Origin of the sequence: Paenibacillus sp. FSL R5-0623 (assembly GCF_037974265.1) — a bacterium.
Taxonomy (GTDB): Bacteria; Bacillota; Bacilli; order Paenibacillales; family Paenibacillaceae; genus Paenibacillus.
This window is the reverse complement of the sequence record NZ_CP150233.1, coordinates 5,073,507-5,092,476: the sequence shown is the minus strand read 5'-3', so window position 1 is coordinate 5,092,476 and position 18,970 is coordinate 5,073,507. Positions and strand designations below refer to the sequence as shown.

The window sequence follows — 18,970 nt, the reverse complement described above, 5'->3', positions numbered from 1 at the left end:
CTCTCTGTAGGATATTTTTTTGTATGCCTGTCGAGGTATCTTACAACGAGTATAACGAAATGAAGTACAGCATGTGAACGGAAAACAATGCGATCCAGCTTATACGTACTAACAGAAAAAAGCCTGACGACATCGTCAGGCCCTTTTTGATTAATCCTTCGGTTCAACTACGGCTTCATTGACAGGGGGATCCTTTCGTTTCAGATACATCTTGCTTGGACGGTGCAAGAGCACGATAAGCAGGGCGAAGAGATGAATTAGGGTGAACAGGTTACTTTCATTGGGAATGGCAACGAGTAACGCCAGACTTAGAAACGTCACGGTGAGCTTAAACTTTCTCTTGGTGATGAATATTACAGCGAGCAGGCTTGGGCCAATCATAAACAACATTCTGCCTATGATTACGCCAGAGGCGTAGGCCAGATCGTCACCTTTACGCGAGAAAGCAAGATAAGCCTCCATGTTCTGGTTGAAGTCAATGAGGAACACGATAAAGGACACGATCACGTAGATCAGTTTTACACTCAATAAAATGCGCACGACATTTAATAGCGTGGGTAATGCTGTTTTTACCATACCACTTCTCCTATTCTACTTCGTATCTATAACCGCAGATTCTTCTGGTTGTATTCTCGCGGAGGGCTATCCTGCTTAAGATACACCTTGCTGGGCTTATGAAGCAACAGACAGAGCAGCATGAAGATGTGCAGCAAGATGAGGAAGTTCTGAAAGAACACAACGCCAAAAAATAAGGCCAGGCTCATGAACGTAATTGTTAGTTTATAGCTTCGTCTTGAGATAAATACGATGGTCAGAATCGGCGGAACTAGAACCATGAGGACCCGGATCCCGATACTTGTAAAATAGGCGACCTGATCAGATAGCGGAAACGCGGAGTAATCCGCACTATTATGGAATAGATCTGCAATAAGGAATGTCATGGAAATCCCAATGAAGATGGATTGTACCCCTAACAGGGCACGGATGACATTTAATAAAGTGGGCATTTTCGTATTCAATAAGTCGTCCCTCTTCCTGCACGATATGTATTTCATATATTATACGATGTTGATGTCATATTTTGTATTAACCCAAAGTCTACATTTTCCAATCGCCTGCAGTGGCCTTTGACCTAGAATTATTGCATGATCGCGTGATAAAGGTTGTTGCGAGTGTGGCTGGTACGGTCACTTTTAATAAGCCTCCTCTTGTTCATTTAATACGGATAAATCTATGAGAAGTTTTCCGGTAAAGTGAAAAAAGAGCACCTGTACCCACTATGGGACAGGTGCTCTTATGTGATGTTTTACTCTCCTCGAATGGAAGGTGCATACGCCAGCACTTCCATTTCAATTAAATAAGGGCCTAACCCGCTGAATACGGTAATACGGGCGGGATAGGGCTGTTTAATCATTCGTGCATACACTTCGTTGTATTCGGGCTGATCCTCGACTCGGGCCAGATGAGTGGTTGCCTTCACAATATGATCGAGTGTAAGTCCGGCTTCTTGCAGGATCACCTCAATATTACGAATGCACTGCTCCGTCTGCTCCTTAATGCCGCCGATAGGCTCAAGCGTCTGTGGATCAACGCCTACCTGACCTGTGACGTAGAGGAAATCTCCTGCGCGGACAGCATGGGAGAAAGGAAGCGGGAACTTCGGTGCTGCACTTGCATGTATGATGGTTGACATCGTAACTGTCATTCCTTTCCTAATGAGTGTGTATATTTGGTGTTAACTGATGCCAGGTCGTAGCCTGCTGATAATGATGAGTGATGGACAACAGGCGGTCTTCTCGCATGAGTGGACCGGCTAGTTGCATGCCGATAGGCAATGGCTTCCCTGAGGTGGTATCGAACCCGATTGGTACGGTGATGGATGGTAGACCTGTATTGGTGAACGGTCCGTTGAAAATCGGGCTGCCTGTCTTGTAGCCATGTGGGGCCACATAGGGTGTTGATGGAGTCAATAACACATCCACTTCATCGAACAACATCATCATCTCGCTCCGGAATATCGTTCGGATGCGTTGTGCCTGCAAATAATCGACGGCACTCGTCTGGTAACCGAGTTCAAGCTGCTCCCGCATCGTGTGGCCGTAACGATCAGAGGCTTCCGCGAAGCGTTCCTGATGGAAGGCGGCAGCTTCTGCCCGCATTACCGTACGATGAGCAGCAATGGTCTCTTCCATATAAGAAGGCAGGTCAACTTTCTTCCATTGCATGCCCAGCTTCTCAAGCACAGCGATTGCCGACTCCACCGCTAACAAGATCGCCGGTTCATCAGTCTGGAAGAAGCTGCTCGGTAGCCCGACCATCATTCCTGAAATAGGATGCTCAAGAGCACTTGTTAAGTCTGGCTTGCCATAAGGAAGCGTGAAGGAGTCCAGCTCATCTTGCCCGGCCATCGCTTCCAGAACGATTGCGTTATCTTGAGCGGATCGAGTGAAGGCGCCAATATGATCCAGGCTCCAACTGGCTGTGATGACACCATTACGGCTAACCCTGCCGTAAGTGGGTTTCATACAGGTTAATCCGTTGTAAGCTGCGGGTCTAAGCAGAGATCCAAAGGTCTGTGTTCCGAGTGAGAAGGAAGCCATGCCAGCCGCTACTGCAGCGGCGGAACCTGAACTGGAACCGCCCGGGGTATGTTCTAAATTCCACGGGTTGCGGGTTGGCGGTTCTCCTCCCTGAAAGGCGTATTCCGTCGTTGTTGTCTTGCCGAGCAGGATAGCGCCTGCAGCTTGCAACTTATTAATCACAGTAGCATTCGTTCCGGGTACGAAGTCTGGAAAGGTACTTGATCCAGCCGAGGTGCGTATGCCAGCGGTATGGATAATGTCTTTGGCTCCATAGGGAATGCCATGCAGAGGACCGAGATATTCGCCATTCATCAGTTTTTGTTCAGACTCTCTTGCGGCCTGCAAAGCCTGTTCGGCGGTGACTGTAACGAAGGCTTGCACAGCAGGCTCTACTCTCTCAATGCGATTTAAATAGGATTTCGTAAGCTCGACAGGAGATATCAACTTATTTTTAATCAGTGTCGCGGCTTCAGCAATCGTCAGCTCGTTAAGTGGTTTCGTAATCATCGCAGAGGCACGCTCCTATGCGGGGGATTGGGTCCTACTTCTTCTGGCAACTTGAAGCTTCGAATCAGCTCCAAGTCTGCTGTAAATAGGGCAAGCTCCTCGCTTGTAATAACTCCGTTCGCATATTTGGCGCTTTCTGTACGGCGGTGTGTGAGATAGTCGTCCTGGTTCAGAGTAATCACCCTTTCTCTCTCTATTTGGTGGTGAAGCTTGAATCGATAATCTCCTCGTAAGCGATGTCTTCCTTCAGATTGCCGATGAAGCGCTGGATATCGATTGCGGTCTTGAAAGCTGATTCATTGATAAGTCCCTCCGCAGGATATACTTTGCTGTCGATCATGCGTTGTACCGCTTGCTCCACGACGTTTTTGTCCAAATTCGGGAATTCCTTCACGGCAACTGCTTTGGCGCCTTCAGGATTCGATTGAATGTAGTCCAGGGCTTGCTCAATAGAGGTGACAAAGCGCTGGGTGAGATCAGGATTCTTTTCAATGAAGCTTGCGGTTGTATTCATCGTTGCAAAGGCAAAGTCAGGGTAATCCTTCGTGAAATCATGGACAATATGCAGTCCTTCTGCAATGCCTTGATCCAGCTGAGGTTCGTAAACGATAGCAATATCGGCTTTACCGGCTAATACAGCCCCAAGCTCGGAACCATTCTGAACCTCAGTAATCGTCACGTCCTTGTCAATATCGATGTTGTTGTCAGCGAATAACTTCCGCAGTAAGCTGTTCGAACTTGTAGGTGCCAAGCCCACAACGATGGTTTTACCTTTGAAATCCGCTGTCGAGTTCACGGTTACGCCTTCTCGCGCAACTGCCCATACTGGAGCGCTTCCCGATAGAAGGACCAGTGAGCGAGCATCTCCGCCCTTTGCATTAGCGAATGCGACATGCTCAGGACCGTGGAAGGAGAACGCAGACTCGCCTGAGATCACCGAAGACAATGCTGTTGGGCCACTTCCAGCAGCACGTATGGAAGAGAGCTCAATACGATTCTCCTTTAAAAATCCTTGGTTATTCGCTACATACAAGGGAAGGTAGAGCAGGTTGTGATACACCTCGGAGACCATAATTTTGTCCACCTGCGTATTTGCTTGCCCCTCGCTATTAGATGCACCTGCGCCGTTAGCAGGTGTTGTGGCATTGCCGCCACACCCGCTGAGCAGTGTAGTCAATAGAAGTGTCATCGCTGCTAGAATAGCTATCTTTTTGAATGTACGCATTAGTCATCAGTCCCCTTTAATCGTTGTAGGTCAGCTATACAGATGTGGATGTGCTGCTGGTCTTGTTGTCATTCCATGGAAGGAGACGGGATTCGATATAACCGACACAGGTGTAGAGGAGCATGGCGACCAGCATAAGCATGAACACGCCAACCCACACGGCCGGAAGGTTGAACAGGTTACCTTCGACGAATACCATGTGTCCAAGTCCTTTGTCAGAAGAGATGAATTCTCCACCTACGACAGACACCAATGCCAAACCGATATTGATCCGGAAGGCCGAGATGATCCATGGCAGAGAGGAAGGAACGATAATTTTGTGGAAAATTTGTGATTTCTTTGCACCGAAGGATTTCATCAGATTAATCTGGGATTCGTCGATTTGATGAGTCGCTTGGTAGGCGGATAATAGCGCTACGATGAATGTTGCTACGGAGGCCAGAGCAATCTTGGAGAAGATGCCTGAACCAAACCAGATGATAATCATGGGAGCGAGTGCGATCTTCGGAATACCGTTCATCGCTACAATAAATGGATCGAGCACACGGGCAACGGACTTGGAATACCACATGAGCAGTCCTGCCAATGAACCGATTAAGCTTCCGGCTACAAAGCCGATAACGGTGGCATTCACCGTTGCAAACGCGTCTGTAAGCAGTTGCCCTGAGCTGGCCATCGTGATGGCGGCATCAAGAATGGCACTTGGCGATCCCATGAGGAATCCGTTAACCAGCTCCAAACGAACAGCGGATTCCCAGATCACTAGGATGACTGCAACAATAATGAACCGCCACAGCATTGTTACCAGCCATTCTTTGGAGAAGGTAGATTGTCTGCGTTTGCTCTTCGCAACTCCAGCAGGCTTTCCGGCAAGGGTAATTTCAGGTGATGTGCTCTTCATTAGCTGATCCTCCCCATTTGGATATCAAGCTCTGACCAGATTGATTCAAAATACTGCTTGAACTTCTGGTCGGAGCGGGCTTTCAATGCTGAGCCATATTGCGAGGCGAGACCAATGTCATACACCTGCTTCACGGTTGTTGGTCTTTTACTCATAACGGCAATGCGGTCGGAGATGGCAATCGCTTCCTCGATGTCATGCGTGATCAGCACGCCTGTTTTGCCCTCGGATTTCAGGATGGACAAGATTTCATCTTCCAGAATGAGTCTGGTCTGATAATCAAGTGCGGAGAAGGGTTCGTCCAGTAATATAATATCGGGCTGGGTAACGAGGGTACGTATAAGGGCTACACGTTGGCGCATACCGCCTGATAGTGTGGAGGGATAGGCTTCTGCGAATGAAGCCAGGCCATAACGATCCAGATAATCCATGGCAATATCGCCACGATCCTTTTTGGATATGCCCTTCACTTCCAAGCCTAGCGTGACATTGTCCAGGATGCTTCTCCAAGGAAGTAACAGGTCCTTCTGCATCATATAACCGACATGCCCGGTGGTCTGATCGATCTCTTCGCCACAGACGATTACCTTGCCATTTGTTGGCTTAAGCAGACCTGCGATAATATTGAAAATCGTACTTTTGCCACAACCGCTCGGTCCCACGATACTGAAGAATTCCTGTTTCTTGATTTGCATCGAAACCTCAGCGAGTACCTGAATATCTTCTCCGGTTGCACTGACAAATGATTTGGATACGCCTTGTATTTGTATAGCCATGATAGGTAGCCCCTTTCCTACAGCCTGATGGTAGTTCGTTTCTTGATGTGATTTGATGTTAATTAACATAACATTAATGAATATATTCCTAATCATATAGACTGTTTGCCTCATTGTCATTAGTTACTCTGAACATAAAAATAGAATGAAATCAGTTAAAATGCACAAATGAAGATTGAACATGAATTGAATATGAAAAGAAAACAAAAGAACGTGTCATTATACATGACACGTTCGCGGTTTAAGACATATGATTAGCCTCGCTAGGGGCTGGATTAACATTCAAAAGGGACTCAAGTGCGAAGGCAAGTCGGAAGCGCAGGCTCTCCATCGGGTCCTTGATGTTCCTGCCGGTCAGTTTCTCGCATTTCTCCAATCTGTAGATCACTGTATTGCGATGTACGAAGAGCTCTTTGGCTGTATCAACGATCTGGCAATGATTCTCATAGAAGGAGGACAAGGTTTTCATAAGCTCGTTACGCTCGTTTGGATCTCGGTCGTTGAAAGGCTTAAAGGTTTCTTGATGGAATTGCAGCATCTCATCATAAGGAATCATGCGCAGCAGACGGCTTATATCCATGGTTTGATAGGAATGAGCAAAGCGGGTCTTTCGCATCTGATAGCCGGATTGGAGCGCCTTGACTGCCTCCTTATAGGAGAGTCCGATATCCAACACATTGGTGTAGGGATTACCTATTCCGAAGGATAGGCTGAGCTGCGACTCCGAATACAGATTGCTCGCCATCCGCTCAAGCTGCTGAACAACGGTGTGTTCGTCCCAAGACGATTCGGCCAAAAAGACGAGTATGCCGAACTGGTCGTTCTTCGTGAACATGACAAAGGAGAGATCCAATCTGGCGAATTCCTGTTTAATCAACTCGTAATTAGCGTCTCGTTCCGAGATGAACCGCTCTTCCCCTGAGGAAGTAGAGTTATGCTTAGGTATGCCCGTTAAGGATTCATCCTTTTTGGCAACGATGAGAACAGAACTTCCTTTGGCTTGCAGCCCATATTTCTTGCCGCGATGCAGCGCTTCTTGTTCCGAACGAATGAAACCTTGAATGAGATCGGAGAAATATTCATTTTTGTAACGGCGGGAGCGTTCCTTGACGGCTTGTTTTTTGGTTAACTCCAGACCGATCACATTGACGGCTTGCTCCAGTGCCAGAGTGGAGAGCTTAGAGCTTGCGGAACTGTCGTATAGTGCGATCAAATAACCCTCGTGCCGATCCGTGAAGATGGGATGAAGCTCGGCATGTCGGTATTTCTCGGCAGTAAGCAGGCAGATCGAGATTGCGGTATGGAAGGAAGGATACTCATCAATGAATGTCAGTAAGGGCGCGGCGAGAGAATGGTCATCCATCTGTTGTGCATAATGGGAACTAGCCGTAATCTGCTTCTTCGAACCAAGCAGAAGTACAGGTGAGGATAGCAGTTGAGACAACGTATCTACGATGGATGGTATGCCTTTTCCCTGCATCACCATCGTGGAAAATTGCTTGTGAATAGATAAGGCGTAGTGTAGCTCATGGGTTTTGTTCTGAAGGATGGCACTGATCGAATGTTGAAATATCTCACCAAGTGTATTGTCTATCTCAGACAGCTCGATGATCGGGAAGCCCAGCCTGTCGGCTGTCTCGAGCAGTTGCGGAGATAATTCGAGAGAGAAACGCTGTGTCTTGACAGCAAGCGCCGCACAACCAATCGCATGCATGTCTGTAATGAATCCAAGATGAGCATCGGGGCGGTCTTTCAGGATATAACCGTTGGTCAGCAGCATATCTCCCGACTTCAGGAATTGTACAATATCTGGTGCGTCCATAATATTAATCGATTGCACCAAGCGATCTAGGCCACGATGTCCGGCAATAACCTTTGCTTTGGAGAGAATGGGGATAGTCAATAACTGTTGCAGATCCATCTTCAACCCACTCGCTTTCATAATGATATGTTATAAAATCTAACATTAAGTGAGGTGGGCGTAAAGAAGAGTTTGGATAAAGAGGCTAAAAGATAGATGCAAACAAATTTCTCATAAATATAAAAACTTTCCAATAATTCAATGCGTTATACTAAGTAGGTCTATATAAAATTTGATCATTATTACTAACTCGAACACTAAAAAGGAGTTCTCGATCCATGAAAGGAAAAAGAATAGTATCGCTTTTACTTGCTGGTGTTGTTGCTGGTTCTATTTTAGTAGCATCGACTACAACTGCGGAAAGAGTCGTAGCCCAAACTCCGATGGAAGCAGCAACGGAGTACTTTCAGGCTTACATTGCTAGGGATGTAGAGGGAATGATGTTCTATTCTAAAGATACAAATTATTTGGATGAGAAAAGTCGTGAAGAAGGATATGTGAAGGATTTTAAAACCAATCCAACTACAGGGTATGAAATTGTGGAAACCAAACAAATCAACACGGATGAAGTTCAACTTTATGTAGTTCAAAAGTATGCAGGACAAGACTACGAACAGTCACCACCACTCCCGTATAAAATTTTTAAAAGCGAAAATGGATGGAAGGTTTTAGTAGAGCCACTAGAAATCAATACAGTGACAGGTGAAGTCACTAAAGGTACACCGATTCACGCTTGGCAGTATACAGATCATTAGTTGTTGTATCTGGTTTCTACTAAAACACAGGTCCCATTCTATAGAAACGATTGAGGAGTGACCACCAATGAAAAAATTCTTTATCAGTACGGCATTAATAATGACTGTTTCGGCAGTGACTGCTTTGAGTATTTATGCGAGTAATTATTATGATGATGCTAAAGCGGATAATCCAAACTATCCGGATTTTGGTCCTGCAGTAAAATTATCAGAAGAGGAAATTAATAGAGCTCTAGAAAATGTCAGTAGTATAACGACTTCTTTTGGAACATTTAATAGGGTACCCGAGAAAGACGCCTTCATTTCCGAAAATGAAACGGTGGATAACTTAGATCATTTAACTGCTGATACCAAACAGATTTTTTCTCACGGTAATTACTTTGTAAAGAGCGATTCCGAGGAATAAATTTATCAGACAATTAAGCTCGACACTTCATTGATTGGGAATGGTTCTTTTTAGGGCGTGGGAACGATAGAAGTCACTGGTTAAATTCAGTGTTTGATGAAAGTGTGGAGTTTATTATTTTGGATCTGTTACAGATGGGGAAAGAGAAGCCAATCGTAGTAGATACTTTTATGGAACCTGCTTATCTAAGGGAGATTGTTAATCCCAACCGAGTTGTTTATATGTTTGCAGAAGATGATCTAATTTCGAGCGGAGTATCTGGATCGGGATCATCTGAGAGACATGGAGGATTTGTTCCCTAATTTATCAGATCCACAACGTGCACGGGACGAAACATTAAACACGGTGGTTAGAGCATCGAATCATTACCTGCAACAAGCAGAGAAGTATCAATTAAAATGGTTTATGAGAACATCTCAGTCCAATAAAGATCAGATGTTATTGGAAGTTGAAAAGCATTTCGGTTTTCGATGATACTGGAGTGTCAAATGCTGTCAGTCGTCATTTGTTACACTAAAAGTATACGGTAGCTCAATAAATTTTAGAAAGTAGCCGATCAACCTGATCGGCTGCTTTTGTACAGCTAGCGGGCAGTTTAGTTCAATACCAATTTGCGAATTACAGGTGTAACTTTTATTGATTGATAGCGTTGTTCATAACGAGGAACTTTTTATAGGTTTTTAGTAACTAAAAGAATACGAGGAATGAAGTAATGAAGAAAAAGAGACTATTTTTTACTGTTGTAGCATTAGTTTTAGCAACAGCGACCGTAACTGCCTGTGATTCAACAAGTCCAACTCATGAGAATATGTCTACTCCAAAATCTGGTCTATTATCAAGAAAGTCCGAAAGTACAACACTTTCTAAGTCTTTAAGCGAACAAGAGAGCAAACCCTCCCACTTTATTGCTTCTGGAGGCGCAACGGTACAGCAACCCTTTTCCGTAAATCCGGAATTTGTACATATAAAACTGCTTATGAAAAACAATAGTAGCCATGAAGTCAATGTTAGTTTAACGCACTTAGATACTAGTGAAGTGTATTTCGCTAGAACGATTGCTGCCGGGGAATCTTTTGATTGGATAAATAGTAAAGAAGGTTTCACAAAGGGTATGAGTACTGGAGGTTACTTGCTTCAATGGAGTGGTGGCGGTTATCGCGTTGAAGGGGAACTATGGGGATCAGCTGGTTCAGACCCGGACGATACTGTTGATCTAACTTATTGAACTAAGGGGTAGGTTAGTTCAATGAAACTATGAGTTGCAATTTGAAGAGGGTTTCAACCACAATTTGATGTACATAAATAAGTTCCTGAACTACTATTCATTGTAGGAGGTGAAACAATGATAAATATTAAGCGGGTGGGGGAGATCATAGCAAGAAACCGTAAAGAGTTATCCATGACGCAAACACAACTTGGTGAGGTTTTAAAAGTTAGTCATCAGGCTGTTTCAAAGTGGGAGAGAGGTGAATGTTTACCTGATATTGATATATTAGTTCAATTATCCAATATTTTTAATAATACCGTAGATTATTTCCTAACTCAAGAAGAGAATGATGATCATACAACTAGAACGAATATACTTAATAACAAGGATGGCATTTGGAAATCAGTTCTAGAAAAAATAAAGGACCAAATCTCTCAGCCAAGCTTTGATAGGTGGTTTACAAGTACTACAGCAATTCAAATTGACAACATCCTCATTATTTCAGGTCAAGATCAGTTTACCACAGACTGGTTATATCAGAGATACTCCCATATGATTTCAAAAACTATAGATGAAATTAGAGGGGCTAGTGATTTAGAGGTAACTTTTCGCTTTTCAAAGGGTATTGAAAATACAGAACCATAAAGTTTGAGTATTAAGCTAACGTAGAAACGATAGCTCGATAATACAAAGAAAGCAGCTGATCAATGTGATGGGCTGCTTTTGTTCAACTAACGGCAAGGTTACGTTATTGGTAAATCAGCAAAATTATATACTTGACTCTAAAGTGCTAAGGTGGGTATCATTTCCATGTATTGATGATTAGGAGAATGGCCGATGTTAATTCAAGAATTAAAACAATCTCACCATCATGAAAAGCGTTAATCCATTCCTAAAAAAATTTGGGACGGGTTAACGCTATTCGCGCTTCCCATCCTGTGATATATGACGCGCAGGACTTAGGTCTAGCGCGTTTTTTTTTTACAAAAGAAATGGAGGAGTAAACATGGCAATCATGACAGATTCAAGAGGTAACATTTTTTTGGAATTTATTCGTATCGAGTACGATAAGGTCATTACAAGTACACTGGATGCTCCACTAACACATGCTCTAATTGTGGTGAAGTGCGAAGGGAAGTATCTATTCATGCATAATAAGTGGAGAAACAACTGGGAACTTCCAGGTGGTATTATTGAAGCTGGAGAGAATACGAAGCAATGTGTAATTAGAGAATTGTTTGAGGAAACCAATCAAAATATTAATTCGGCTGAATTCAAAGGGCTAATGAAGTTTAGACTCCAGCCAAGTTATCATGGACCTGAACGGACAGAGTATGGAGCTCTGTTCATGGGTGAATTGTGCCAACTTGATGATTTTGTTGAAAACGATGAAGCTTCTTCAATTATCCTTTGGGATGGTACATCAGAAATTGGTGATATCGCAGAAATAGATAAGAAGTTAATTGAATTCGTGTAATACAGGATTGAACTAACAGTAAACAATAGTTCAGGAAAACCTAGGAACAAATTGAGCAACCCTTTCTACGTATCATTCGTTTGAGTATGAAAGAGGTGATACGAAATTAATAAAATGAGTAATAACATCTTAATGTTGGTATTAGTGGTATCCATGATATTTGCGGGATGTTCACCAAAAGAAAAAAATGAAGATACAATTACTGAACGTGTAGTAACATCTGATTTCGTTCTTGAAGTAACAACACCAACAGTTTTAAGTACGGGTGAGACATTGAAAGTAAAAGGAACTTTAAAATATACAGGTATTAAACCTGTTGAAGTATCTCATGGAGAACCAATCATTCGTTTTTCCTTTTCCGGTAGTGACGAGGAGCGTAATTATAAGGATGTGGGATATGTAACTGAATTTAAATCAGGTCAAGTAGTTGAAGTTGAAGATGAATTTATGGTAACCAAAAAAGGGAAACAAAATCTCATTGTGGATATGACCGCGGATATCTCTATGACCATGAACCCAATTGAAATTCTTGTGAAGTAATCTGAGTGATATTGAACTGACAGAAAACTCTAGATTAAAAATGAAATGTTACAAGAATAATACCTAATGAACTCGTTCGAAATTGACAAAAAACCTCCCGCCCCACATAACATCTGGGCTTGGGAGGTTTTGATTATAGTGCTAATTCAACGTTTATCGTACAAACCATCCGGTAGGCTGAGGGGCTACGTCTGCGGTATCTCGTAAATCATGGACTTTGACGTTACTGCCATAGATCATGGAATCACTACTCAATCGGAATGAAGGGAAACTGTGCTCGGATTGCAGACGCAGAGAGGGTTCAAAGTAAATCTGCTGCTGTTTGTTGATTACAAAGGGAAGCGACCCCGCTTCTACGGTAACATCATCGCTATCCGGTTCGTTTAAGATCAGAAGTACCGCAATTCCGTCACAACCGCATCCATCGGTATCATAAAACAATTTGAAATAGCCTGGTCGATCTCCCAGCTTTTCAGTAAGTCTTGCTTCTGCCAGCGGACTGACTTGAATGATCATGACGTTGTTCACACTCCTCTAATCTCCAATGAATTCGCTTACAATTTAATATATGGACCATAAACGCAGATTAGAAGGTGAAATAAAGAAAAGCAAACATGTCCTGTGAAAATATTGACGCTAATGCGTAATGTAACGAACAATTCACGTATGAATGTCATATCCGGAACTTCTATGGGTGCAGTGTGAAATCACTCGCCGTCAATGAAACCCATTTCATCGGCATTCCTTATCTGGTATGATAAGCAGGGAAAATAGGGAAAATTAGAGAAAAAGGAAGGTTCCGCTATGACACCGATCACCATATACGACATCGCCAAAGAAGCAAATGTATCTGTAGCGACAGTCTCCCGTGTGCTTAATGATACGGCACCTGTGCGTGCAAGCACCCGAGAGAAGATTATGTCCATCATTGAAAAACACCAGTTTCAGCCCAATGCGCAGGCGCGCAGTCTGATCAAGAAAGAGACGGGCACCATTGCCATCATCCTGCCGGACATTACAAATCCTTTCTTCCCGGAAGTGTTCTGGGGCGCGGAGAATGAGGCTCGCGGATTGGGGTATACCTTCTTTCTGTGCAATACCGCAGGTGACTACAACAGGGAATCTGAATATTTGTCCATCCTGCGAGAGAAGCGGGTAGACGGGATTATTTTCCTCGGCGGGCGAATCAACATGCAGGTCTGTCCGGATGACATGGCTCAGGAATTGATTGATATGGGCAAACGTATGCCAATCGTGCTGGTCAATGGCAATATTGCCAAAGGCGGGTTTCACCGGGTATACACGGATGAAGGTGCAGGGGCAGCCCTTGCAGCTGAGCATTTGCTTGAACTGGGGCATCGCGATATCGCCTTTGTTGGCGGCCTGAAAGAGTTATCCACCACTATGGTCAAGGTCAGAGCTGTGCAAAAGAAACTTCGAGAGCATGGGCTCGAAATACCAAAAGAACGGCAACTGCTCGGCAGTTTCTCCATCGACGACGGCAAACGGGAGATGTCCAAACTGCTAGATCGTGACAATCCGCCCACCGCAGTCATCTGTGTCAATGACAACACAGCGATTGGTGCCATTAAGTCAACGATTGAGCATGGGCTCTCGATTCCGAGGGACATATCCATTGTGGGTTATGATGATACACCGCTTGCCAGTGCAGTTATACCGGAACTGACAACCGTATCCCAGAACACGTATCAGCTTGGCAAACAGGCTGTGGATGTGCTGCATGAGTTGATTAACCAAGGCAAACCGAAGAAGCAGATCATTCTGCAACCGGAGCTGATTGTGCGTCAAAGTACAGGACCTGCTGCAAGATAAAGGGCCTGTAATTGGAAAAGAAAGCGTTGACATTTCCTCGAAGGGTGAAATATAATGAGTGCGTGAATGAAACCCCTTTCATAAAGTGGAACGGGTTTTATGTTTCAGCTTAATGAAACCCATTTCATGAAACGGGTTTCAGTGTAGTCATCCATTCATTATATCAAGGGGGCGTAACGTATGAGAAGAAGTCTAAAGGTCATTTCGTTATTGATGCTGGTCATGGTAATGGGTCTGACAGCCTGTAGCAGCGGGAGTAAAAACGGTTCTTCCGGCGAGTCCGGTGGCAAGGTTGATTTGAGCATGACAATCTGGGGCTCGGAGGATGAGAAGAAGATTTATCAGGAACGACTCGACATTGTGAAACAGACGTATCCCGATATTAACGTGAAGCTGAACGTGGTTGCAGGGGATTATGACCAGAAGGTACAGACCATGATCGCCGGAGGAACGGCACCGGACATCATGATGATTGCCGAGAACTATCAGGCTTACGCCTCCAAGAATCAGATTATACCGCTGGATGACATGATTCAGGCGAACAATGTGAACATGTCCGAGCGTTATTCCGATGATATCGCAAACCTGATGAAGTATGATGGCAAACAATTTGGTTTGCCGGATCGGGCAGGCGCGATGGTCCTCTTTTATAACAAAGATCTGTTCGACAAGGCTGGGGTGGAATATCCAACCAAAGATTGGACGCAGGACGATCTGATGGCGGCAGCTCAGAAGCTGACGGTGAAGGAGAACGGCAAGACGACTCAATGGGGTTACTACCCAGGTAGCTGGTGGCCGCAATGGATGCAGCTGATCTACCAAAACGGTGGCTCATTGTTCGATGAGAGCGGTAAACCAACCTTCAATACAGAGCCTGTGCGTAAAGCATTACAATTCATGAATGACCTGACCTTCACACACGGTGCGGGACCAACGCCAACCGAGATTGCCGACATGGGGAATATCGGAGCCGATCCGCTGTTCGCTCAAGGCAAGATCGCCATGGAAACGACAGGGTTCTGGAACATCGGTTCACTTGCCAAGGTGGAAGGCATTAATTGGGATATCTCTCCGGTATGGGGCGAAACCAATGCATTCTTTAACGGGTTAACGATTACCAACGCATCCAAACACAAGGAAGAAGCATTCAAAGTAATCGAAGCACTGACCACACCTGAAGCACAGATGCCAATGGTCAAAGCCGGTCAGGATGCTCCTGCAACCAAAGCAGGTCTGTCCAGTGATGAATTCCTCAATGCTGAATATGGCGGCAAAAAAATCAACATGGCTGCGTTCAGTGAATCGACAATCTATGCAGAACCATTCAACCCGCAATGGAACGAAATGATGAAGCTCATTAACGATAAGCTGGGTGTCTACTTCAACAACAAAGCCACGCTTGATGATACCGTAACCGAAATTCAGAGTGGACTGGAAAGACTCTACAAATAGAGGTTTTTTCTGAACATGCACAAATAGCAGCGACAGCAGGACAGGTGGAATCGGCGTGAATGCGGGTTCCATCTGCTCTCTGCGTCATGGGAGGGCTTAACGTGAGAAAAAAGGACGGGAAATGGTTCTACATCTTCATCTCGCCTTGGCTGATCGGGTTTCTGGGGCTGACTCTGGGTCCGATCCTGTTTTCAATCTATATGAGCTTCACAAATTGGGATCTGTTCCAGTCCCCTGAATTCATCGGTATCGACAATTACAAAACGTTACTGACCGATGATCCGATCTTCTGGAAATCCGTCGGCAATACATTCTTCTATGCGCTGATATCCATTCCGCTGGGCATGTCGATCTCGCTCTGGATTGCATATTACCTCAACAAAAAAATCAAAGGGATCACCTTCTTCCGTATTCTGTTCTATCTGCCTTCCGTTGTTCCGGTGGTTGCGAGTTCATTGCTCTTCATCCACTTGCTTGCGCCAACTGAAGGATTGATCAACCAGGCACTTGCGATCTTCGGTATTCAGGGTCCTGCCTGGCTTCTTGATCCCAACTGGGTTAAACCAGCATTGATTCTCATGTCCTTATGGGGTGTGGGTGGTGGCGTGGTGTTGCTGCTTGCAGGGATGAAAGGTATTCCACAGGAGTTGTACGAGGCCGCTGCCATCGATGGGGCAAAAAGTACACAATCGTTCTTCCATATTACATTCCCAATGCTGACTCCCGTCATTTTCTTCAATCTCGTGACTGGCATGATCGGAGCGCTCCAGACCTTCGCGCAGGTATTCATCGTAACTGCCGGGGGACCTGATAATTCAAGTCAGATGGTTGTTCCCTATTTGTTCCAGAATGCGTTCCAATTCTACAAAATGGGATATGCATCGGCGATTGCCTGGGTATTATTCATCATCATCATGGTGTTGACACTCGTTGTATTCCGTTCATCGGCGCTATGGGTGCACTACGAGGAGGGAAAAGCCAATGAGTAATCCATCCACTGTGGAGAAGACGATATCCTATATTTTTCTGATTCTGGTCGGGGTGCTGCTTGCTTCGCCTTTCCTGTACATGATCTCCATTGCACTGGCAAGTGACGCAACAACCGTCAAGTCAGCCTTTACCTTCGTTCCAATGGAGTTTCAATGGTCGAACTTTTATACCATCTTCACGAATAACAATCTTGGCACGTATCTCAAAAACTCGGTCATCATAACCGTCTTTACGATTGTCGGATCGGTATTATCAGCTTCGATCGTATCCTACGGCTTTGCCCGAATCAAAGCAAAAGGCAGCCGTTTCCTGTTTATTGTGTTGCTCAGTACGATGATGATTCCGGGTGAGGTGACGATGGTACCGCAGTTCATCATCTTCCGTCATCTGGACTGGATTAATACATTTTACCCGCTGATCGTACCGAGCTTCTTCGCCGGAGCGTTCAACGTATTCCTGATTCGGCAGTTCGTCATGAGTATTCCAAAATCACTGGATGAAGCCGCCATGATCGATGGTATGGGACACCCGGGAATCTACTGGAAGATCATTATGCCACTGACTTATCCGATACTTGCGGCCATTGCGATCTTCTCATTCTCCTATAACTGGGGTAACTTCATGGGGCCGCTCATCTATATCAATGATCCGGAGAAAATGCCACTGGCACTCGGAGTGCAGCTGTTGACTACGGTAGGTGGTGGGCAGATGCCACCATGGAACCTTGTGATGATCGCTTCCCTGTTCCTCACCATTCCGATGGTGCTGGTATATCTGTTCGGACAACGTTATGTCTATGAAGCCAACATTAGCGGCGGAAGCAGTGGAATCAAGTAACCAAAGTATCTGTAGTGATTGTATGTGCTGAACCTGACGTTCAAGGTCAACGAAGTAATCACCGTACATGGAGAAGGGATTGTATAGCCCATGGCGCATAAAGAACAACGCAGCAGGAGCAAACGGAACTATATCCTCATGGGTGTAGCCCTGATTGCCTTGCTGGCAGGAGGAGGAATTGTTATCAATCATTTTGCCAATGAATCATCCAAAACACTTGTATTCCAAGAGGAACCGGTACGTCTGAAGCTGGATCAGTCCTATGATCATTTTGAAGGCTGGGGTACGTCACTTGCCTGGTGGGCCAACGATCTTGGCGGATGGAAGGATCAGGCGAAGGTGAGTGAAGTGATGGATCTGGTCTTTGATCCGGAGAAAGGATTAGGTCTGAACATCGTTCGTTACAATATTGGCGGTGAGGAGAATCCGGAGATGAAAGCTCTTCGCCCCGGCGGTGATGTACCTGGCTTCCAACCTGAACCTGGAGAGTGGGATTGGGAGGCTGATGCAGGTCAGCGGGCTGTTTTACAAGGCTCGATGGAGCGCGGTGTGAACATTGCTGAAGCATTCTCCAACTCACCACCTTACTGGATGACGATCAGTGGATCCGTTACCGGAGCTGTGGATGGTAGCAATAATCTGCGTGACGATCAGTATGATGCATTTGCCGATTATCTGACCGAAGTTGTGAAGCATTATCGGGACGAGTGGGGGATCACCTTCCGCACATTGAATCCACTCAATGAACCTTCCTCCGACTGGTGGAAGAAGGGCAATATGCAGGAAGGCAGTCATTTTACCAATGAGAAACAGGCCGAGATTATCAAGAAAGTTGCTGCATCGTTGAAGAGCAAAGGACTGGATGGAACCGTCATTAGTGCCGCGGACGATAACAGCATTGATGAGACGGTGTTTAATTTCAACCTCTATGATCAGGACACGCTGGACGTAATCCAGCAGATCAATACCCACTCCTATAATGGTAGCAAAATGGAAGAGCTGCGCACGCTGGCAGAACGCCATGGCAAGAAGCTGTGGATGTCCGAGTACGGAACCGGCGGCAGCGAGCCGCACAGTCATGAGGATATGACCTCGGTGCAAGAATTGGCGGAGCGGATCATGTTTGATCTGAAAATCATGCAGCCATCCGCCTGGGTATACTGGCAAGCCGTTGAAGATGAAGGCGCCAATAATAATTGGGGCTTCATACATGCCAACTTTAACGGAGAAGAGCAGTATGAGATGACCAAACAGTATTATGGCATGGCTCAGTTCACGAAGTTCATTCGTCCCGGCGCGACAATTATTCCAACGGATGGCGGACGCACACTGGCGGCTTATGACGCGGAACGTCAGAGATTGGTGCTGGTGATTCGTAACGAATTGTCAGCGGGAAAAACGGCCTTTGAACTGGAAGGGTATGCGTATGGAAAATCATCCACCGCTCAGGTGTATCAAACTTCACCGGAACGGAACATGGAACAGCTGGAAGACATCCCGGTGTATGCCAACGGACTGGAGGTACCTACGGCAGACAATTCCATCACAACGGTAGTACTGGAAGGCGTGACGTTGCAGGGGAACTGATGATTAAGGAATATAAGTTCAACTACAGATTTAC

21 protein-coding genes are annotated in these 18,970 nt (G+C 45.2%); 12 read left to right on the top strand and 9 right to left on the bottom strand.

The window, feature by feature from the left end:
• Positions 1 to 150: 150 nt before the first annotated feature.
• The 8 genes from MKY92_RS22385 to MKY92_RS22350 form a co-directional block, all read right to left on the bottom strand.
• Positions 151 to 576, bottom strand: coding sequence for a hypothetical protein (locus MKY92_RS22385; RefSeq protein ID WP_339297690.1), 426 nt, complete (start codon positions 574 to 576; stop codon positions 151 to 153).
• Between the two features lie 26 nt (positions 577 to 602).
• The gene (locus MKY92_RS22380; RefSeq protein WP_339297689.1) at positions 603 to 1,007 is read right to left on the bottom strand and encodes a hypothetical protein; all 405 of its coding nucleotides are present in this window, start codon (positions 1,005 to 1,007) and stop codon (positions 603 to 605) included.
• Between the two features lie 299 nt (positions 1,008 to 1,306).
• On the bottom strand, positions 1,307 to 1,693 hold the full coding sequence (locus MKY92_RS22375; RefSeq protein ID WP_339297688.1) for a Rid family hydrolase: 387 nt from the start codon (positions 1,691 to 1,693) through the stop codon (positions 1,307 to 1,309).
• Between the two features lie 19 nt (positions 1,694 to 1,712).
• The gene (locus MKY92_RS22370) at positions 1,713 to 3,089 is read right to left on the bottom strand and encodes an amidase (RefSeq protein WP_339297687.1); all 1,377 of its coding nucleotides are present in this window, start codon (positions 3,087 to 3,089) and stop codon (positions 1,713 to 1,715) included.
• A gap of 193 nt (positions 3,090 to 3,282) precedes the next feature.
• The gene (locus MKY92_RS22365) at positions 3,283 to 4,314 is read right to left on the bottom strand and encodes an ABC transporter substrate-binding protein (protein WP_339297686.1); all 1,032 of its coding nucleotides are present in this window, start codon (positions 4,312 to 4,314) and stop codon (positions 3,283 to 3,285) included.
• 34 nt (positions 4,315 to 4,348) lie between these two features.
• A complete protein-coding gene (locus tag MKY92_RS22360) occupies positions 4,349 to 5,215 on the bottom strand; it encodes an ABC transporter permease (protein ID WP_339297685.1) in 867 nt (288 codons plus the stop codon).
• A complete protein-coding gene (locus MKY92_RS22355; protein ID WP_339297684.1) occupies positions 5,215 to 5,991 on the bottom strand; it encodes an ABC transporter ATP-binding protein in 777 nt (258 codons plus the stop codon). The genes MKY92_RS22360 and MKY92_RS22355 overlap by 1 nt, the downstream gene beginning before the upstream one ends.
• 241 nt (positions 5,992 to 6,232) lie before the next feature.
• Positions 6,233 to 7,912, bottom strand: a complete 1,680-nt coding sequence (locus MKY92_RS22350) for a PucR family transcriptional regulator ligand-binding domain-containing protein (protein ID WP_339297683.1) — start codon at positions 7,910 to 7,912, stop codon at positions 6,233 to 6,235.
• A 218-nt stretch (positions 7,913 to 8,130) separates the two neighbouring features.
• Between MKY92_RS22350 and MKY92_RS22345 the strand changes: the two genes are divergently transcribed.
• The 7 genes from MKY92_RS22345 (at position 8,131) to MKY92_RS22315 (ending at position 12,237) form a co-directional block, all read left to right on the top strand.
• On the top strand, positions 8,131 to 8,607 hold the full coding sequence (locus MKY92_RS22345; RefSeq protein ID WP_339297682.1) for a hypothetical protein: 477 nt from the start codon (positions 8,131 to 8,133) through the stop codon (positions 8,605 to 8,607).
• A gap of 67 nt (positions 8,608 to 8,674) precedes the next feature.
• Positions 8,675 to 9,013: a hypothetical protein gene (locus MKY92_RS22340; protein WP_339297681.1), complete on the top strand. Its 339-nt coding sequence runs from the start codon at positions 8,675 to 8,677 to the stop codon at positions 9,011 to 9,013.
• Between the two features lie 89 nt (positions 9,014 to 9,102).
• Positions 9,103 to 9,315, top strand: coding sequence for a hypothetical protein (locus MKY92_RS22335; protein WP_339297680.1), 213 nt, complete (start codon positions 9,103 to 9,105; stop codon positions 9,313 to 9,315).
• Between the two features lie 410 nt (positions 9,316 to 9,725).
• Positions 9,726 to 10,238, top strand: coding sequence for a hypothetical protein (locus tag MKY92_RS22330; protein WP_339297679.1), 513 nt, complete (start codon positions 9,726 to 9,728; stop codon positions 10,236 to 10,238).
• 117 nt (positions 10,239 to 10,355) lie between these two features.
• Positions 10,356 to 10,865: a helix-turn-helix domain-containing protein gene (locus tag MKY92_RS22325; RefSeq protein WP_339297678.1), complete on the top strand. Its 510-nt coding sequence runs from the start codon at positions 10,356 to 10,358 to the stop codon at positions 10,863 to 10,865.
• A 361-nt stretch (positions 10,866 to 11,226) separates the two neighbouring features.
• A complete protein-coding gene (locus MKY92_RS22320) occupies positions 11,227 to 11,697 on the top strand; it encodes an NUDIX domain-containing protein (RefSeq protein WP_339297677.1) in 471 nt (156 codons plus the stop codon).
• A gap of 114 nt (positions 11,698 to 11,811) precedes the next feature.
• Complete coding sequence (locus tag MKY92_RS22315) at positions 11,812 to 12,237, top strand: hypothetical protein (protein ID WP_339297676.1); 426 nt, start codon at positions 11,812 to 11,814, stop codon at positions 12,235 to 12,237.
• A gap of 153 nt (positions 12,238 to 12,390) precedes the next feature.
• On the opposite strand, the gene MKY92_RS22310 is transcribed toward MKY92_RS22315, so the two are convergent.
• Positions 12,391 to 12,753: an iron-sulfur cluster biosynthesis family protein gene (locus MKY92_RS22310; protein WP_017687018.1), complete on the bottom strand. Its 363-nt coding sequence runs from the start codon at positions 12,751 to 12,753 to the stop codon at positions 12,391 to 12,393.
• Between the two features lie 288 nt (positions 12,754 to 13,041).
• Here MKY92_RS22310 and MKY92_RS22305 point away from each other — a divergent pair, with 288 nt between their 5' ends.
• The 5 genes from MKY92_RS22305 (at position 13,042) to MKY92_RS22285 (ending at position 18,936) form a co-directional block, all read left to right on the top strand.
• Positions 13,042 to 14,070 carry a LacI family DNA-binding transcriptional regulator gene (locus MKY92_RS22305; protein ID WP_339297675.1) on the top strand — a complete coding sequence of 343 codons (1,029 nt, stop codon included), beginning with the start codon at positions 13,042 to 13,044 and terminating at the stop codon, positions 14,068 to 14,070.
• 180 nt (positions 14,071 to 14,250) lie between these two features.
• Entirely contained in the window at positions 14,251 to 15,522 is a 1,272-nt protein-coding gene (locus tag MKY92_RS22300; RefSeq protein WP_036668615.1) for a sugar ABC transporter substrate-binding protein, read from the top strand.
• A 101-nt stretch (positions 15,523 to 15,623) separates the two neighbouring features.
• Entirely contained in the window at positions 15,624 to 16,511 is an 888-nt protein-coding gene (locus tag MKY92_RS22295; RefSeq protein ID WP_017687021.1) for a sugar ABC transporter permease, read from the top strand.
• On the top strand, positions 16,504 to 17,349 hold the full coding sequence (locus tag MKY92_RS22290; RefSeq protein WP_017687022.1) for a carbohydrate ABC transporter permease: 846 nt from the start codon (positions 16,504 to 16,506) through the stop codon (positions 17,347 to 17,349). The genes MKY92_RS22295 and MKY92_RS22290 overlap by 8 nt, the downstream gene beginning before the upstream one ends.
• Before the next feature lie 90 nt (positions 17,350 to 17,439).
• Complete coding sequence (locus MKY92_RS22285; RefSeq protein ID WP_339297674.1) at positions 17,440 to 18,936, top strand: glycoside hydrolase; 1,497 nt, start codon at positions 17,440 to 17,442, stop codon at positions 18,934 to 18,936.
• Positions 18,937 to 18,970 lie beyond the last annotated feature (34 nt).

Bases quoted from the DNA above. Each gene is read 5' to 3' on its own strand.
- MKY92_RS22385 (WP_339297690.1), bottom strand. From the start codon at position 576: ATGGTAAAAACAGCATTACCCACGCTATTAAATGTCGTGCGCATTTTA.
- MKY92_RS22380 (WP_339297689.1), bottom strand. From the start codon at position 1,007: ATGCCCACTTTATTAAATGTCATCCGTGCCCTGTTAGGGGTACAATCC.
- MKY92_RS22375 (WP_339297688.1), bottom strand. From the start codon at position 1,693: ATGTCAACCATCATACATGCAAGTGCAGCACCGAAGTTCCCGCTTCCT.
- MKY92_RS22370 (WP_339297687.1), bottom strand. From the start codon at position 3,089: ATGATTACGAAACCACTTAACGAGCTGACGATTGCTGAAGCCGCGACA.
- MKY92_RS22365 (WP_339297686.1), bottom strand. From the start codon at position 4,314: ATGCGTACATTCAAAAAGATAGCTATTCTAGCAGCGATGACACTTCTA.
- MKY92_RS22360 (WP_339297685.1), bottom strand. From the start codon at position 5,215: ATGAAGAGCACATCACCTGAAATTACCCTTGCCGGAAAGCCTGCTGGA.
- MKY92_RS22355 (WP_339297684.1), bottom strand. From the start codon at position 5,991: ATGGCTATACAAATACAAGGCGTATCCAAATCATTTGTCAGTGCAACC.
- MKY92_RS22350 (WP_339297683.1), bottom strand. From the start codon at position 7,912: ATGGATCTGCAACAGTTATTGACTATCCCCATTCTCTCCAAAGCAAAG.
- MKY92_RS22345 (WP_339297682.1), top strand. From the start codon at position 8,131: ATGAAAGGAAAAAGAATAGTATCGCTTTTACTTGCTGGTGTTGTTGCT.
- MKY92_RS22340 (WP_339297681.1), top strand. From the start codon at position 8,675: ATGAAAAAATTCTTTATCAGTACGGCATTAATAATGACTGTTTCGGCA.
- MKY92_RS22330 (WP_339297679.1), top strand. From the start codon at position 9,726: ATGAAGAAAAAGAGACTATTTTTTACTGTTGTAGCATTAGTTTTAGCA.
- MKY92_RS22325 (WP_339297678.1), top strand. From the start codon at position 10,356: ATGATAAATATTAAGCGGGTGGGGGAGATCATAGCAAGAAACCGTAAA.
- MKY92_RS22320 (WP_339297677.1), top strand. From the start codon at position 11,227: ATGGCAATCATGACAGATTCAAGAGGTAACATTTTTTTGGAATTTATT.
- MKY92_RS22315 (WP_339297676.1), top strand. From the start codon at position 11,812: ATGAGTAATAACATCTTAATGTTGGTATTAGTGGTATCCATGATATTT.
- MKY92_RS22310 (WP_017687018.1), bottom strand. From the start codon at position 12,753: ATGATCATTCAAGTCAGTCCGCTGGCAGAAGCAAGACTTACTGAAAAG.
- MKY92_RS22305 (WP_339297675.1), top strand. From the start codon at position 13,042: ATGACACCGATCACCATATACGACATCGCCAAAGAAGCAAATGTATCT.
- MKY92_RS22300 (WP_036668615.1), top strand. From the start codon at position 14,251: ATGAGAAGAAGTCTAAAGGTCATTTCGTTATTGATGCTGGTCATGGTA.
- MKY92_RS22290 (WP_017687022.1), top strand. From the start codon at position 16,504: ATGAGTAATCCATCCACTGTGGAGAAGACGATATCCTATATTTTTCTG.
- MKY92_RS22285 (WP_339297674.1), top strand. From the start codon at position 17,440: ATGGCGCATAAAGAACAACGCAGCAGGAGCAAACGGAACTATATCCTC.